Source organism: Paraburkholderia phenazinium (assembly GCF_900142845.1).
In the GTDB taxonomy this organism is placed as follows: Bacteria; Pseudomonadota; Gammaproteobacteria; order Burkholderiales; family Burkholderiaceae; genus Paraburkholderia; species Paraburkholderia phenazinium_A.
In genome coordinates this window covers 2,596,344-2,611,451 of sequence record NZ_FSRU01000001.1, presented here as the reverse complement: position 1 = coordinate 2,611,451, position 15,108 = coordinate 2,596,344, and the positions used below count along the sequence as shown (strand labels likewise).

General features: G+C 65.0%; 13 protein-coding genes. 6 read left to right on the top strand and 7 right to left on the bottom strand.

The window, feature by feature from the left end:
• Positions 1-2 precede the first annotated feature (2 nt).
• The 4 genes from BUS12_RS11340 to hutC (BUS12_RS11325) all read left to right on the top strand — a co-directional run bounded on the left by BUS12_RS11340 (position 3) and on the right by hutC (BUS12_RS11325) (position 4,056).
• On the top strand, positions 3-755 hold the full coding sequence (locus tag BUS12_RS11340) for an ABC transporter permease (RefSeq protein ID WP_074295785.1): 753 nt from the start codon (positions 3-5) through the stop codon (positions 753-755).
• A 25-nt stretch (positions 756-780) separates the two neighbouring features.
• The gene (locus BUS12_RS11335; RefSeq protein WP_074297371.1) at positions 781-1,572 is read left to right on the top strand and encodes an ABC transporter ATP-binding protein; all 792 of its coding nucleotides are present in this window, start codon (positions 781-783) and stop codon (positions 1,570-1,572) included.
• Positions 1,573-1,583: 11 nt separating this feature from the next.
• Positions 1,584-3,209 carry an aromatic amino acid ammonia-lyase gene (locus BUS12_RS11330; protein ID WP_074295784.1) on the top strand — a complete coding sequence of 542 codons (1,626 nt, stop codon included), beginning with the start codon at positions 1,584-1,586 and terminating at the stop codon, positions 3,207-3,209.
• Positions 3,210-3,297: 88 nt separating this feature from the next.
• Complete coding sequence (gene hutC, locus BUS12_RS11325) at positions 3,298-4,056, top strand: histidine utilization repressor (protein WP_074295783.1); 759 nt, start codon at positions 3,298-3,300, stop codon at positions 4,054-4,056.
• 26 nt (positions 4,057-4,082) lie between these two features.
• Here hutC (BUS12_RS11325) and hutC (BUS12_RS11320) read toward each other — a convergent pair whose 3' ends face one another.
• From hutC (BUS12_RS11320) to BUS12_RS11300, 5 genes are all read right to left on the bottom strand, one after another.
• Entirely contained in the window at positions 4,083-4,805 is a 723-nt protein-coding gene (hutC, locus tag BUS12_RS11320; RefSeq protein ID WP_074295782.1) for a histidine utilization repressor, read from the bottom strand.
• Complete coding sequence (locus BUS12_RS11315) at positions 4,802-5,677, bottom strand: amino acid ABC transporter ATP-binding protein (RefSeq protein WP_074295781.1); 876 nt, start codon at positions 5,675-5,677, stop codon at positions 4,802-4,804. The genes hutC (BUS12_RS11320) and BUS12_RS11315 overlap by 4 nt, the downstream gene beginning before the upstream one ends.
• A gap of 19 nt (positions 5,678-5,696) precedes the next feature.
• Complete coding sequence (locus BUS12_RS11310) at positions 5,697-6,359, bottom strand: amino acid ABC transporter permease (protein WP_074295780.1); 663 nt, start codon at positions 6,357-6,359, stop codon at positions 5,697-5,699.
• Positions 6,360-6,369: 10 nt separating this feature from the next.
• Entirely contained in the window at positions 6,370-7,020 is a 651-nt protein-coding gene (locus tag BUS12_RS11305; protein ID WP_074295779.1) for an amino acid ABC transporter permease, read from the bottom strand.
• A gap of 87 nt (positions 7,021-7,107) precedes the next feature.
• A complete protein-coding gene (locus tag BUS12_RS11300) occupies positions 7,108-7,932 on the bottom strand; it encodes a transporter substrate-binding domain-containing protein (RefSeq protein WP_074295778.1) in 825 nt (274 codons plus the stop codon).
• Positions 7,933-8,277: 345 nt separating this feature from the next.
• On the opposite strand from BUS12_RS11300, the gene BUS12_RS11295 reads away from it, so the two are divergent.
• Both BUS12_RS11295 and BUS12_RS11290 read left to right on the top strand, forming a co-directional pair.
• Positions 8,278-9,261 carry an isopenicillin N synthase family dioxygenase gene (locus BUS12_RS11295; RefSeq protein ID WP_074295777.1) on the top strand — a complete coding sequence of 328 codons (984 nt, stop codon included), beginning with the start codon at positions 8,278-8,280 and terminating at the stop codon, positions 9,259-9,261.
• Entirely contained in the window at positions 9,258-10,658 is a 1,401-nt protein-coding gene (locus BUS12_RS11290) for an FAD-binding oxidoreductase (RefSeq protein WP_074295776.1), read from the top strand. The genes BUS12_RS11295 and BUS12_RS11290 overlap by 4 nt, the downstream gene beginning before the upstream one ends.
• A gap of 70 nt (positions 10,659-10,728) precedes the next feature.
• On the opposite strand, the gene BUS12_RS11285 is transcribed toward BUS12_RS11290, so the two are convergent.
• Both BUS12_RS11285 and BUS12_RS11280 read right to left on the bottom strand, forming a co-directional pair.
• Positions 10,729-11,511: a hypothetical protein gene (locus BUS12_RS11285; RefSeq protein WP_074295775.1), complete on the bottom strand. Its 783-nt coding sequence runs from the start codon at positions 11,509-11,511 to the stop codon at positions 10,729-10,731.
• Between the two features lie 167 nt (positions 11,512-11,678).
• On the bottom strand, positions 11,679-15,089 hold the full coding sequence (locus BUS12_RS11280) for a GMC family oxidoreductase N-terminal domain-containing protein (protein WP_074297369.1): 3,411 nt from the start codon (positions 15,087-15,089) through the stop codon (positions 11,679-11,681).
• Between the last annotated feature and the right edge of the window lie 19 nt (positions 15,090-15,108).

Below are 15,108 nucleotides of genomic sequence, written 5' to 3'. Positions count from 1 at the left end.
TCATGCATATCGACTTCGATTTCCTGTTCGACACGCTGCGCCAGTTGCTCGGCGCCGTGCCGACCACACTCGGCCTGTTCTTCTCGTCGCTGATCCTGGGCGGTCTGCTGTCGCTCGTGATCGTCACGATGCGGGTCTCGCCGCACTGGCTGCCGAACCGCTTCGCACGCGCCTATATCCTCGTGTTTCGCGGCTCGCCGCTGCTGATCCAGATGTTTCTCGTCTACTACGGACTCGGCCAGTTCGGCGTGATACGCGAGAGTTTCCTGTGGCCGGTGCTGCGCGAACCGTATATGTGCGCGGTGCTCTCGCTCGCCTTGTGTACGGCCGGCTATACCGCCGAGATCATCCGCGGCGGCCTGATGGCCGTGCCGGTTGGACAGATCGAAGCGGGCTATGCCATCGGCCTGTCCGGCTTCGCGTTGCTGCGCCGCGTGATCGGACCGATTGCGCTGCGCCAGTGCCTGCCCGCGTATTCCACTGAAGCGGTGTTGCTGGTGAAGTCGACGGCGCTCGCGAGTCTCGTCACCGTGTGGGAAGTGACCGGCGTCGCGCAGCAGATCATCCAGCAAACCTATCGGACAACTGAAGTTTTTATCTGCGCCGCGTTGATCTACCTGTTCCTCAATTTCGTGATCGTGCGCCTGTTGGGCCTGCTCGAAGTGCGCCTGTCGCGTCATCTGCGCGCGGTGCCGGTCCAGGTCGCCTCGCGCCCGGTTTCCGCCACCACCGAAGCACGTCGTGCCGCGCACTGAACGGCCGCTCATTCCGGAGAATCACATGAACGCTACGGCACCCGTTGCATTGTCGGTCAAGAACATTCACAAGTCGTTCGGCGACCACCACGTCCTCAAGGGCATCTCGCTCGACGCGCACCAGGGCGACGTGATCTCGATCCTCGGCGCGAGCGGTTCGGGCAAGAGCACTTTCCTGCGCTGCCTGAACCTGCTGGAAACGCCCGATGACGGTTCGGTCGCGCTGGCCGGCGAAGAACTCAAGATGAAGCGCCGCGGCGACGGCAAGATGCAGCCGAGCGACCGCCGCCAGGTGGACCGCATCCGCTCGCAACTCGGCATGGTGTTTCAGAACTTCAACCTGTGGTCGCATATGACGGTGCTCGAGAACCTGATCGAAGGTCCGATGCGCGTGCAAAAACGCAGCCGCGCCGAGGCCGTCGAAGAAGCCGAAGCGCTGCTCGCCAAGGTCGGTCTCGCGGAAAAGCGCGGCCATTATCCGGCGCATCTGTCGGGTGGCCAGCAGCAGCGCGTGGCGATTGCGCGGGCGCTGGCGATGCATCCGAAGGTCATGCTGTTCGACGAGCCGACTTCGGCGCTCGACCCGGAACTGGTCGGCGAAGTCTTGCGCGTGATGCGCTCGCTGGCGGAAGAAGGCCGCACCATGCTGGTCGTCACGCACGAAATGGGCTTTGCGCGCCATGTGTCGAACCGCGTGATGTTCCTGCATCAAGGCGAGGTCGAAGCGGACGGTACGCCCGACGAGGTGTTCGGCGAACTCAAGTCCGAGCGTTTCAAGCAATTCGTCTCGAGCCACCACCACCGTACTGCGAACTGAGTATCGTCATCATGGCTGTCATTCGTTCCGATCGTCCTCTCGACTGGCGTCAGGTTGCGGCCGTGGCCGCAGGCGAGCCGCTCGAGCTTTCCGCCGATGCGCGGGCGCGCATTGCGGCGGCGCATGTCCTCGTCGAACAGATCGTCGAGCGTGGGATTCGCGCTTATGGCGTGAATACCGGCGTGGGCGCCTTGTGCGATGTGATCGTGTCGCCGTCCGAGCAGCGCACGCTGTCGCGCAATATCCTGATGAGCCATGCGGTGGGCGTCGGCACGCCGCTCGGCGTCGCCGAAACGCGCGCCATCATGGCCGCGGCGCTCAACAATTTCGCCCACGGGCATTCGGGCATCCGGCTCGCGGTCGCCGAGCAGCTGGTGGCGCTGCTCGATGCCGATTGTCTGCCCGAAGTGCCGGCGTTCGGCTCGGTCGGCTATCTGAGCCATATGGCGCATATCGCGCTGGTGTGCATCGGCGAGGGCCATGCGCGCTATCGCGGCGAGCGCTTGAGCGGCCGCGAGGCCCTGCAGCGGCTCGGGCTCGAGCCGCTGGTGCTCGATGCCAAGGAGGGCCTTAGCCTCGTCAACGGCACGCCGTGCGTGACGGGACTCGCGGCGCTGGCGCTGGCGCGCGCCGCGCGGCTGCTCGACTGGACCGACGCGGTGGCGGCCATGAGCTTCGAGAACCTGCGCGGCCAACTGGCGGCGTTCGACGCCGAATCGCTGGCGTTGCGGATCTCGCCGGGACTGAACGTGGTGGGCGAAAGAATGCGCGGCGCGCTTGCCGAGAGCGGCATCCTGGCCGCGGCGGTGGGCCGTCGTACGCAAGACCCGCTGAGCATGCGGACCATCCCGCACGTGCACGGCGCGGCGCGCGACGTGCTGAGCGCGACGGCGGAAGTCGTCAATCGCGAACTGGCGTCGATCACCGACAATCCGATCGTCGCCGGTACGCCCGAAGCGCCGCGCGTCTATTCGCAGGCGCATGCGGTGGGCGCCTCGATCGCGCTGGCGATGGACAGCCTCGCCACGGCGATTGCCCAGGTGGCGGCGATGGCCGAGCGCCGCCTCGACCGCCTCGTCAATCCACTGGTCAGCGGCCTGCCGGCGTTTCTCGCCGAGCCGGGCGGCACCTGTTCGGGCTTCATGATTGCGCAGTACACCGCGGCCTCGCTCGTCGCGCAAAACCGCCGCCTCGCGATGCCCGCGAGTCTGGACGGCGGTATCACCTCCGGCCTGCAGGAAGACCATCTGTGTCACGCGACGCCGGCGGCGCTCAAGGCGCTGGAAATCGTCGACAACGCCGGACGCATCGTGGCAGTCGAATTGCTCGCGGCATCCCAGGCCTATGATCTGCAGACGCTCGATGCAGCGCGCGCACCGTACACCGATTCGCTCTGGCGCGGCGTGCGCAGTCTCGTGCCGACGTATCGCGACGACCGGCCGCTCGCCGAGGACATGGCGCTCGCGTTCCGTATGATTGCGGACACCGAGCCGCCGCCGCTGCCGAACCCGGGTAAGATGCGGCCAGCCGCCGCCGGCGTAGTCGGGCACACCGGTTATGCAACGGCCGGCGAAGCGAACCCAACGGCTGCCCATTTGCCTGACGCCGCCGGGCGAGATCTGCAATCGGCGGCATGAACGGGGCGAGCGCCCCACGAGCCGGTGCGGCCGGCCTACCTGCCGGCGCATTGGCGTATTGCGTACCACCCACGAGGTCGACGTGAATATGACTCTAAATAACGCGCCATCCGACACCACCCAGCTCCGCCCGGGCAATGCCAGCGAGGCGCCTGTCAAAGCCACGCCGGCCTACGAGCAGATCAAGCGCTATGTCGTGAAGCGGATCTCGGAAGGCGACTGGAAGCCGGGCGGCCTGATTCCATCGGAGACCGAACTGGTCAAGGAATTCGGCGTGGCGCGCATGACGGTGTCGCGCGCGCTGCGCGAGCTGACCGCCGAACGCGTGTTGACGCGCGTGCAGGGCTCGGGCACTTTCGTCGCGCCGCAGCGCTATGAATCGACGGTTCTCGAGATTCGCAACATCGCCGACGAGATCGCCGCGCGCGGCCATCGGCACATGGCGCACGTGCTGGCGCTCGAACCGAGCGACGATGCACAGGCGCTCGATGCGCTCGGCCTGTCCGCCGGCCCCGCGTTTCATTCGCGCATCGTGCATAGCGAAGAGGGCGAGCCGATCCAGTACGAAGACCGCTACGTCAATCCCAAGGTGTTCCCCGAGTATCTGCGGCAGGACTTCACGCTCGAAACGCCGAATCACTACATGGTGCGGCTCGCGCCGATCCAGCGCGCCGAGTTTCGCATCTACGCGCAAAAGCCCGACGCGCATGTGCGCCGGCACCTGCTGATGGAGATTGGCGAGCCGTGCCTGCTGTTGTGGCGCCGCACGTGGGTCGGCGAAGCGGTGGCGACGTCGGTGCAACTGTGGCATCCGGCCTCGCGCTTTCATCTGGCGGGCAACGTCTGATACGGGCGCCGCGCCAGCGGCTCTGCTCAGCCCTGGCGCTGCGAGAGGTCCGGCGCGAACCGGCAGCCCAGCCGGTAGCGCGAACCCGGATGCACGAAGCGGGCGAACGTCACCGCCACGCCGCTCGTCCATGTGCGCCGCACCAGCGTCAGGCACGGCTCCTCTGCGCGGATTTCGAGTAACCCGGCTTCGTCACGAGTAGGCAGGCCCGCGTCGACGACATGTTCGACGTCGTGCACGGGCACGACGTTGTAGAGATACTCGGACGGCCGGATCGCCGCGAAGTCCTGCAGCAAGAATTCCGGCGCCGTGGCTGGATTGACGTAACGGTCTTCGAGCTGCACGGGCAGGCCGTTTTCGCGGTGGACACAGATCACGTGAAACACCGAGGTGCCCGGCGCCAGGCCCAATGCGTTCGACACCAGAACCGGTGCGGTCTCCCGTTGCTTGAGCAGCGTTGCGTAGCTGTACTCATGACCGCGCGAGCGGATCTCGTCGCCGATGTGGGCGATCATCAGCAAGGTGGATTGCGGTTTCGCCTCCGCTACGAAGGTGCCCACACCCGAGACGCGCGTGACGAGCCCTTCCTCGGCGAGTTCGCGCAAGGCACGGTTGACGGTCATGCGCGACACGCCTAACGCTGCGACAAGGTCCAGTTCCGACGGGATGCGGTCGCCGGGCTGCCGCGCGCCCGAGTCGATGGTGCGGCGGATGTGGCTCTTGACCTGTTCGTAGCGCGCGGTGTTCATGGCGAACCCGGCTCATCGGCGCCTTGCGTCCAGAAGGCGTTGCGGTCGAAGTAATTCTGCAGGAACTGGCGCAGGCGCGGCTGCCCGGCATCGTGAAAGACTTCGCGCGGCTTGCCTGCCACTGCAATGCGGCCTTGATCGATAAACACCACCTTGTCGGCGACCTGCGCGGCGAAGCCCATTTCGTGCGTGACGACCGCCATGGTCATGCCGTCGCGGGCGAGTTGCTTCATCACCTGCAGCACCTCGCCGACCAGTTCGGGATCGAGCGCCGAGGTGGGTTCGTCGAACAGCATGATGTGCGGTTCCATGGCCAGCGCTCGCGCAATCGCCACGCGTTGCTGCTGGCCGCCGGAGAGCTTGGCCGGATACGCGTCCGCCTTGTGCGCGAGCCCCACGGTCTCCAGCATCGCATGGGCACGGCGCCGTGCGTCGTCGCGCGGCAGATGGCGCACGCGCAGAAGCGCTTCCATCACATTGCCGAGCGCCGTCATATGCGGCCACAGGTTGAACTGCTGGAACACCATGCCGACGTTGCGCCGCACGCGGTTGATCTCGCCTTGCGAGGCCCGCATGCGTTTGCCGTTGCGCTCGGTGTAGCCGAGCAGTTCGCCTTCGATCCGCACATCGCCCTGATCGTAGGTTTCGAGCGCGGCGAGACAGCGCAGCAAGGTGCTCTTGCCGGACCCCGACGGGCCGATGATGCAAACCACTTCGGATCTGGCGATCTCCAGATCGATGCCGCGCAGCACGTCGACTTCGCCGAAGCGCTTGCGCAGGTCGCGTACTTCGATCAGCGGCGCGCAGCTGGCTTGTGCGGCGGTCGTGGTGGCGGTGGGTTCGGAGGTGGGCATATCGGCAAGGGCATTCATCGATCAATCCGGAGTTCGTTCATGCCATGAACCGCGCAATGCGGGCTTCCGCCCACATGCCGGCACGCGAGGTGAGTTCGACGAGCGCGAGGTAACACACGCAGAGCGCGAGCAAGGTTTCGACGAAAGCGAAGGTGGCCGAGCCGATGCCGGTCAGAACGAAGGTCAGTTCAGGCACGGTGACGATCGACAGCACGGCAGTCTCCTTGCTGAGCACGATGATCAGATTGGTGAGCGCCGGGACGATCAGCACCAGCATCTGCGGCACCTGAATACGCAGCACCGCTTGCCAGCGCGACAGGCCGAGGCACGACGCCGCTTCGAGATGGCCGGGCGGCACCGACTGGAAGCCCGAGCGGAACGCCTCGGCAAAATATGCGCTGCCGTACAGGCCGAGACCGAGGACACCGGCGGTCATCGGTTCGAGTGTGAGGCCGATGGACGGACCGCCGTAGTAGAGCAGAAAGAGTTGCACCAGAAACGGCGTGCCGCGGAACAGTTCGATATAGAAGCGCAAGAACCCGCGCACCCAGCGTCCGCAGAAGAGTTGCAGCACGGCAATCAGAAAGCCGATCAGGATGCCGATGGCGACGCCCGCGGCCCACGTGCCGACGGTCGTCGCGAGGCCCGCTGCGATCGGCTGCAGGTTGTGCGTGATGACGGTAGGGTCGAATTGCTGCATGGCTTGGCTCTCAGGCTTGCTGCAAGCGGTGTTCGGCGCCATGCGCGACCAGCGCGAGCGTCCCGCAGATGACGAAATAGATCAGCCCCGCGGCGAGATATGCCTCAAGCGGACGATAGGTGCTGGCGGCGATGTTCTGCGCGGTGCGGGTCAACTCGGCTACGCCGACCACCGAAATCAGCGACGAGGCCTTGATCAGCAACACCATCTCGTTGACGAGCGACGGCAAGGTCAGTCGGAAGGCCTGCGGCACCTGAATGCGCCGCAGCATGTCGAGCGGCGACATGCCGAGCATGCGCGCGGCTTCGATCTGCCCCGGCGGAATGCTCAGGAAGCCGCCCCGCAAAATTTCGGCGATGTACGAAGCGGAGCAGAGCGACACGGCGCTGATCGCCGCAACGAGCGGCGACACGTTGATGCCGACGAAGGGCAGCAGGTAGTACACCAGCAGCAATTGCACGAGCATCGGCACGCCGCGAAAGAAGAACACATACGCGCCGCCGAACATGCGCGCCGCGCGATGCGCCGACAGCCGCGCCGAACAGACGCCGATCGCGACGAAGAAGCCGATCACGAGCCCGGTGAGCGAAATGCCGACCGTGGCGATGGCCGCGTGCAGCAGCAGCGGCAGACCCTGAAGAAAGACAGGCATGCTGAACATGTGTCGGGCACCCGCTAGAGCAGACCAGCAGGCGCTGCCTGCCTAAGACCATACAGCCGGCAGCGTCCGCTTCAAGGCATCAGTAGATCAGTAGTTCGGCGTGGGCATGGTGATCGGCGAGTCCATCGCGACGCCGAACCACTTCTTCTGCAAGGCCGCGAGCCGCCCGTCGTCGTGCATCTTGACGAGCGCGGCGTTGAACGCGTCGTCGAGCGACTTGCTGTCCGGGTCCTTGCGCATGCAGTAGGCGAAGTACACCTTGGCGCCGAACGGCGGCTGCACCACGGCAAAGGTCTCGGGGCGCTGTTTCGCCACATAGGCGATGTTCGTCATCGAGTTGGCGACGGCGGCAATCCGGCCGGCGGCGAGGTCGGCGTAGGCCTGATTGTTGTCGACATATTCGCGGACTTCAGGCGGCTTCGGCAGCGTCGCGATGTAGGTCTTCAACTGGTCGAGCTGTGCCGATCCCTTGCCCGCACCGACCGTCTTGCCGGAGATATCCGAGGATTGCTTGAGCGACGTATCGCTTGCGCGTTTGAGCAGCGCGTCGGTGGCGTCCGCGATCGGCAGCGTGTACGCGTAGCGTTCCATGCGCGCCTTCGTCACCGTCAGCGGACCGCCGACCATGTCGAACTTGCCGGCTTCGAGACCGGGCAGCACGCTGGGCCAGGGCAGGTCGATAAAGCGGACCTTCACGCCTAGTTCCTTGCCGACCTCGGCAAACAGGTCCTTGTTGAAACCGGCTTGCTGACCGTTCTCGAGGAAGTCGAAAGGCGCGAACTGCATTTCCGTACCGACGACGAGTTCGCCCGCCGCCTTGACCTTGGCCAGTTGATCCGCGTGCGCGGCGGCACTCGCGGCGCACAACGCTAACACCATGAAACGACACTTCCAGCCTGCAAGGATGCTCATGAGAATCTCCGGTTGGCAAAGCGGTGTCGCGCCAGATGCGGTGTGGCGGCGCGCGGTATGCGGGGCAGTATATACCGCAGTTTTCGCGCGAAATAAATAATCCTGTTGTGCGCTGCGAAGAGGCACGTACGACGCTTGCAGCAAAGTGAAGACGCTGCTTGCGAAGGCGCTTTTGGCGGTATATACAACTGGGACAACGTGGGCGACGGCGTCGATTGGCAAGGGGTTCGAAGTATCGACGACGCGCTTGTTGGTCAGCTTGGTCAGCTTGGTCAGCTTGATTTGTCAGCTTATTCGGCGGCTCAAAGGCCATTCAGATCCGCCTCGTCTTTCGGGAGCTTTGCGATGCCGCCTGTCACCCGCATTCCGATCATCGACCTTGCCGGCGTGCGCGCCGGCGAGCCCGGCGCCATGCAGCGTGTCGGTCGTGAGATTCACGACGCGTGCACGACGATCGGGTTTTTCTACATCGTCAATCACGGTGTGCCGCAGTCGGCCATCGATGCGGCCGAACACGCGGCGCGCACGTTCTTCGCGTTTCCGGTGGAAACCAAACGCCGTGCCGCGGTGAATCAGCGGCATCGCGGCTTCAACGCGCTCGGCGATGCGACGATGTATCAGGCCAAACGCCCGGACTACAAGGAGTTTTTTAGCATCGGGCTGGAGTTGCCGGAAGACGATCCCGATGTGCTCGCAGGCCAGGCGCTGCGCGGGCCGAACAACTGGCCTGACTTCATGCCCGAGTTGCGCCCGGCGCTCTACGGCTATTACGAAGCGGTGGCGCAGTGCGGCGCCGGCCTGTTGCGCGCGGTGGCGGTGAGCCTCGGCGTCGACGAGCAGTTTTTTGCGCCGCGCTATACCAAGCGCATGCAGCGCACGCAGATGGTGTACTACCCGCCGCAGCCGCCGCAATCGGATGCCGACCAGTTCGGCGTGGCGCCGCATACCGACTACGGTTGCATCACCTTGCTGTGGCAGGACCAGGTAGGCGGCTTGCAGGTGCGCGAGATTGCCAACAATACCTGGGTCGATGCGCCGCCCATTCCAGGCAGCTTCGTCGTCAACGTCGGCGATCTGCTCGCGCGCTGGACCAACGACCGCTTTCGCTCGACGCTGCATCGTGTGATCAACGCGTCCGGACGCGAGCGCTATTCGATCGCCACGTTTTACGATCCGACTTACGGCGCCTCGGTCGATCCGCGCGAGCTCGGCACCAGCGAAGCCGACCTCAAATATCAACCGGTTGCGGCAGGCGACTATATTCTCGGGCGCATCAACGACTCGATGGGTTATCGAAAGAAGCAGGCCACACAGGGGACGACAGCATGACGAATGAGGACAGCGCCGCGCTTTCCACCACGCTCGCCTCGCTGCGCGAGGCGTTGGGGGATGACGCGGTACGCGTCGGCGCGCAGATCGGCGAACGCTCGATGACCGACTGGACGCGTCACGAGCCGACGCGTGCTGCGGCGTTGCTGTTGCCGCGTACGACAGAACAGGTGGCGCAGGCGCTGGCGATTTGCCACGCGGCGCATCAAACGGTAGTGCCGCAGGGAGGCATGACGGGCCTCGCCGGCGGTGCGATTCCGCGCGCCGTGGATATCGCGTTGTCGCTCGAGCGGCTCGCGGGCATCGAAGAAATCGATCCGGCTTCGGCAACCATGACCGTGCGGGCGGGCACCACCTTGCAGGCGGCGCAGGAGGCGGCAACGCAAGCGGGTTTCGAACTTGCGCTCGACCTCGGTGCGCGCGGGTCGTGCCAGATTGGCGGCAATCTCGCCACCAATGCGGGCGGCAATCGTGTGATCCAGTCCGGCACCGCACGCGATCAGGTGCTCGGGCTGGAGGTGGTGCTGGCGAGCGGCGCAGTCCTGAGTTCGCTCGGCAAGATGGTGAAGAACAATACCGGCTATGACCTGAAGCACTGGTTCATCGGGTCGGAGGGCACGCTCGGCGTGATTACCCGCGCGGTATTGCGCCTGCATCCGCGGCGCGCGGCGCGGCATACGGTGCTGGTCGCGCTGGATGATTACGATGCGGCGGTGAGGCTGCTGCGGCGCTTGTCGACGCGGTTTGGCAACGACATCGGTGCGTTCGAAATCATGTGGCCGGACTTCTACGATTTCGGCGTTGCCTTGACCAGTATGCGCTCGCCGTTTGGCGAAGCGCATCCGCTGTATGCGCTGATTGAACATGCGAGCTTCGATGCGGCCGATGATGGCGAGCGCTTTGCCGCGGCGCTGAATGAGGCACTGGACGCGCATGCCATTCGCGATGCCGTGATTGCGCAATCGATGGCCGACGCGCGCGCCTTATGGGCAGTGCGGGAATGCACGGCGGAGTTTCCGGTGAAGATGGATCCGATCAACTTCGACATCAGTCTGCCGATCGGCGAGATCGGTGTTTTTGTCGATCGCTGCCGTGCGGCGCTGGATCGTCAGTGGCCGGGGAATCGGTCGTACTTCTTCGGGCACATTGGCGACTCTAACTTGCATCTCACCGTGGATGGGCATTCGGTGCCTGGGGTTGCACATCATGCGGTGTATGCGTTTGTTTATGACATGCTTGGGCCGTTGCATGGGTCGGTGTCGGCGGAGCATGGGATCGGCTCGCTGAAGCGCGAGTTCTTGCCGGTCTCGCGCTCGCGTGAGGAACTGGCCGCGATGGCGGCGATCAAGCACGCGCTGGATCCGCGTGGGATTTTGAATCCGGGGAAAGTGTTATGAGGGCGACTGGGCCAAACGGGGCGCCCAGCGTCCGCAGCGCGGGCGGAACGCTGTCCCGCCCGACAGCGTCTCAATACGCGGCATGCTCCAGCAACTCATTCGCATAGCGCCGATAAAGCCACGACAGCGCCGAGGCCGCGAGTACGATAAACCCGGTATTGACGAACGCCAGCCCGATCGCAAACACGGTGGACGCGCCCTGCAAACTGGTCAGCAGCATCCTCGGGCCGAGTACCTCGAGCAGGATGATCCAGACGATCAGCAGCGGCAAATACGAAACGAATACGACGCCGAAGATGCTCCAGAAATGCCCCCGGCTGTCCTTCCACGCCGCGCGCAGCGTCAGCGCGCCACCGAGCGAGACGGCGGGATAGAGCAGACTGAGGCGGACCATCGCGAACATGTACGCCAGCATGACGACGGCGCCGACCAGCACGATACCGCCCGAACGTATTTCGCGTACCAGCAGGACCAGCGCGATGGAGAGCACGACGATACCCAGCGTCAGACCCACCGAGATCAACGCAAAGCGCCCAAGGGGTTTGCCGCCCAATGGCAGCAGAGGCTGGGTGCCTTCGCCGAGCAGCACGAAACGGTGGACCTTGATGGTCAGGCAGCAGTAGATGACGAGTTGCAGGATCGAGAAAACCATGCTGCCGAGCGCATGACTGGCTCTTGCCGCGGCGTCGAGTTCGGCGCCGCCGGACGGAACGTACTGAAAGGAACCGGAAAGCAGCGTCAGACAGGCAATCACGGCAAACACCCCGAGGAACCATCCCGGCATCTGAACGATCGCTTGCCACGTGCTGATCCAGCTATTCCTGACGCAGGTACCGAAGGTCAATTGTTCCATTGGGTGATTGGCGTGGCTTTATTGGTGTATTGGATTGATGCGGATTAGATACATCCGCACTTGCGCGCCCCGGTGCGCCGAATGGTTCGGATCATAAAACAATTTGCCCGCGCGGTCTGCAATCCCTCCGCCTCATCCACGAACGACTCAACCTGACGGCACACGCTTCATTGCGCATCCAGATACCGCACGATCAGCGGAAAAACATCCACCGCCGCATTCTTGCCGAAGATGCAGTCGAGATGCCCATAGCCCGGGATCAGATGCCGCTCGTATTGCTGTGCGCCGAAGCGACTCACCAGCAAGTCATAGGTCTTCGCCGTGCTGATCGGCAGGTAGCAGCGGTTCTCGGTGCCGTGAATGAAACATATGGGCAAGTTCATGCCCTCGAGGTTGCGCAGATAGACGTCCATGCCGTCCGCGTCCACCACGTGTCCCGCGCGCACCATCGCCGCGAGTTGAACGAATAGCTCGACGTTGTGCACGCCGAACAATTCCTGCAGATTGGCATGCAGTTGTTCGCCGAGCTGCGCATGCTCGTAGACCAGACCGTAGAGGAAGGTCGCGCGATGACACAGCGCGTTGCCGCAGCCTTCATCGTGCCCGACCGGATACACCCGCAGCGCCTCGTCGAGCAGATTGTCCGGCCAGTTGCCGGCGCGTGTCAGGACCGTGAGATCGCGTACGCCGAGATGCTCGAGAATCTCCGGCATATGCAGGCCCGCCTTGATGCGTTGCATTGCGCCGGGAATCGGATGCGCGGACACCTGCGACAGCAGCGCCGAGCGCACGCCAGTGAGTCCCGACAGCAGGGACATCGAGAAAGCCACGGCGCCGAAGCAGTGCGCCACCACCTGAATCTGCGCTGCGCCCGTTAGCTGCCTGACCTTCGCCACTGCGGCCGGAATGTCCTCGCGGGCAATCGCATCCGCGGTGGTGGGCTCGAGCGCGCTCGGCAGTTCGATGCTCACGCGCAGGTCGACGAGCCACACGTCGTAGCCGGTCGCGCACATGAATTCGACGAGGTTGGTCTCGACCAGGTCCGTCGCAAAGATCCGGCTCGACACGCCGGAACCGTGAATCAGCAGCACAGGTCCTTTATCGCCCGCGTGGTAGCGCGTCAGTTTCAGTGTCTTGCTGGGCGGCTCAGACGTGTTGAACCACGTCAGCTCCGGCGCGGGTGCGCGCAATGCACGCTTCAGACGCGGCGCCGCGGCGTCGGTGCTGAGGAACTGCAACGGCGCCGCGACGCCGCCATATTCCGTGAACAGCACCCCGCCGAAGAACTTGCCGAACTTCAGCGTCCAGTCGAGCCGCGTCTCGAGATCCGGCGTGTTCGTCACTTCGATGGTGCGCATCTGCCTGAGGAAGTTCTCGGGCGTGATGATGAGCGTCGCCTTGCCGATCACGGGCGCATCCGCCGCCTCGGAGGTGCGGATCTGCGCGTATAGCGTATTGGTCTGCGGCCACAGTTCGAGCAGCGACGAGCGGGTGATGATCTTCTGGCCGAACAGGTAATAGCGCGTGCCTTCCACCGATTCGAGCGTCATGTGGTAATTCATGTCGCGCCGGTCGACCTCGGTTTCGTCGACGACGAACAGATTGAAGAGGCCGTCGGCAATCGTCATCGGCTGTGCCGACAAGGCCGGACACGTCAGTGTGCCCACGGTGTGCGCGGCGTGCTGCGGACTGCTGAGCATCTCGGCGAGATCGTCGGATTCGACGGTGAGCGTGAAGCTCATCGGGCTGGCGTCGGGCGCAGGCGCGTCGGCCGGGCCGTCTGCCGGCGCGCCGGGCGCATAGCTGCCGACCATGGTTTCGGTGAAGCGCAGGCCGATCTTCTGCGGCGGCGGCGGGGCGACGTCGCCTGGCGACGTGTAGTCGATCGGCCAGCCGTGCGCCGCGGCGAGTTGCGCGCAGTTGCGCTCGGCCAGCGCCGAGATGGTCAGGAGCGGATTCACGCCTAGCGAGAGCGGCACCACCGCGCCGTCCATCACGTACAGGCCGGGGTGTACGTCGGTGCCCGTCGCGGCGGAAAACACGCGGCCCGCCTGATCGACGACGCCGTTTTCCGCCGCCTCCGCCATTCCGCAACCGCCTAGCGGATGGACCGTCACCAGGCCGTCGCCGAGCAGCCTCGCGGAAATCGGATCGCGCACGTACTCGCCGCCTAACGCCACGGTGGCCGCTTCGAGAGTCTTTTCGATGGTGGCGTAGATGGGCTGCTTGCCGGCGTTGGGCCAGCGGATGCGCGGCCGGCCCTGTTCGACGACAATCTGCCCGCTGTCGTCGTCGTGCGCCATCACGAGGTAGGTCTGCGTGTGATTCATGGCGCCGTGATAGGGGCCGCGCAGCAGGCTTTCGACGATACGAGCGCCGGCGTCCAGCGAGCCGCTCCGCGACGCCAGCTCGGGCACCTTCACGCCCTCGGCCGGTGCGGCGAGGCCCAGCACGCCCATCATCGCGAGCCCAACCGGTCCGGCGAGCGAGCCTTCCTCGATCACGAAGCCGTCCGTCACGTTGGGTGTGTTGCGGTGATCGATCAGGCCGGTGATCGTCGGCCCCACCGGCGGAATTTCTCCCTCCTTGTGCGCGCCCCAGCCGATGCCGTTGATCGGCACTTCGGTGTTGTACGCGAATGAGAGCACGTCGCCGTTGCCGGTGAAGTGCTGGCCGAGCTGGCTGGACACCGGCAGTCCCGCCTCGCGTGAGCGCAACAGGATGGCGGTCGAGCCGAGCGTGCCCGCGGACAGGATCACGATGTCCGCGCTGATGGCAAGCTCCGGCGCGTCATAGATTTCGCGCCCAAGGCCCACCAGTTGATAGCGCACGCGCCATTGTCGGGTGGCCTCGTCGCGTACGACGGAATGTACCGCCACGCCCGTGAAAATCTGCGCGCCGTGCGCGACGGCGTCGGGCAGATAGTTCATGTGGGTGGAATTCTTCGCCTCATGGTTGCAGCCGGCGTTGCAATCCCCGCAGCCGACACAGCGCTTCTGCTCGACCCCCGCCGCGTTCTTGCCGTCCTGGAAGGTGACCGTAATGGGCGGCCGCGAGAAACGGTCCTCCATGCCGAGCACCTGCGCCGAACGGGCGAGCGCATTGAGCTTGGGCAGGGAAGGGAAGTCGGCCGGCACGGGCGAGGGCTGCAGCATGGCCTCGGCGCGCGCATAGCCGGCGGCGAGTCCCGCCTGGTCGGCGCGCACGGCGGCAGGCCAGCGCGGGTCTTGCCACAGGCGCGGATCGGGCCGCAGCGCCACGTTGGCATTGATCAGCGAGGTGCCGCCCAGGCCGCAGCCGACCACCGCGTTGACGTCGGGATTGACGTGCACTTCCAGCAGCGCGAGCGGCGAGCCGATCTGCGCGAGCCCGGTGTTGTACTGCACCTGGCCGGCGCCCTCGAGCGGCGTGGCAGGAAACTCGCCCGCCATGAATTCGCGGCCGCGCTCCAGCAGGCACACGTTGCGCCCCGCGCGTGCCATCCGGCTCGCCACAATGGCGCCCCCGTAGCCCGACCCGACAATCACGATTTCGTAGTGCGGCTGCAGCGCTTCGATGGCGCTGGATAAGCGGTTCATCATGACCACCTCGTGACAC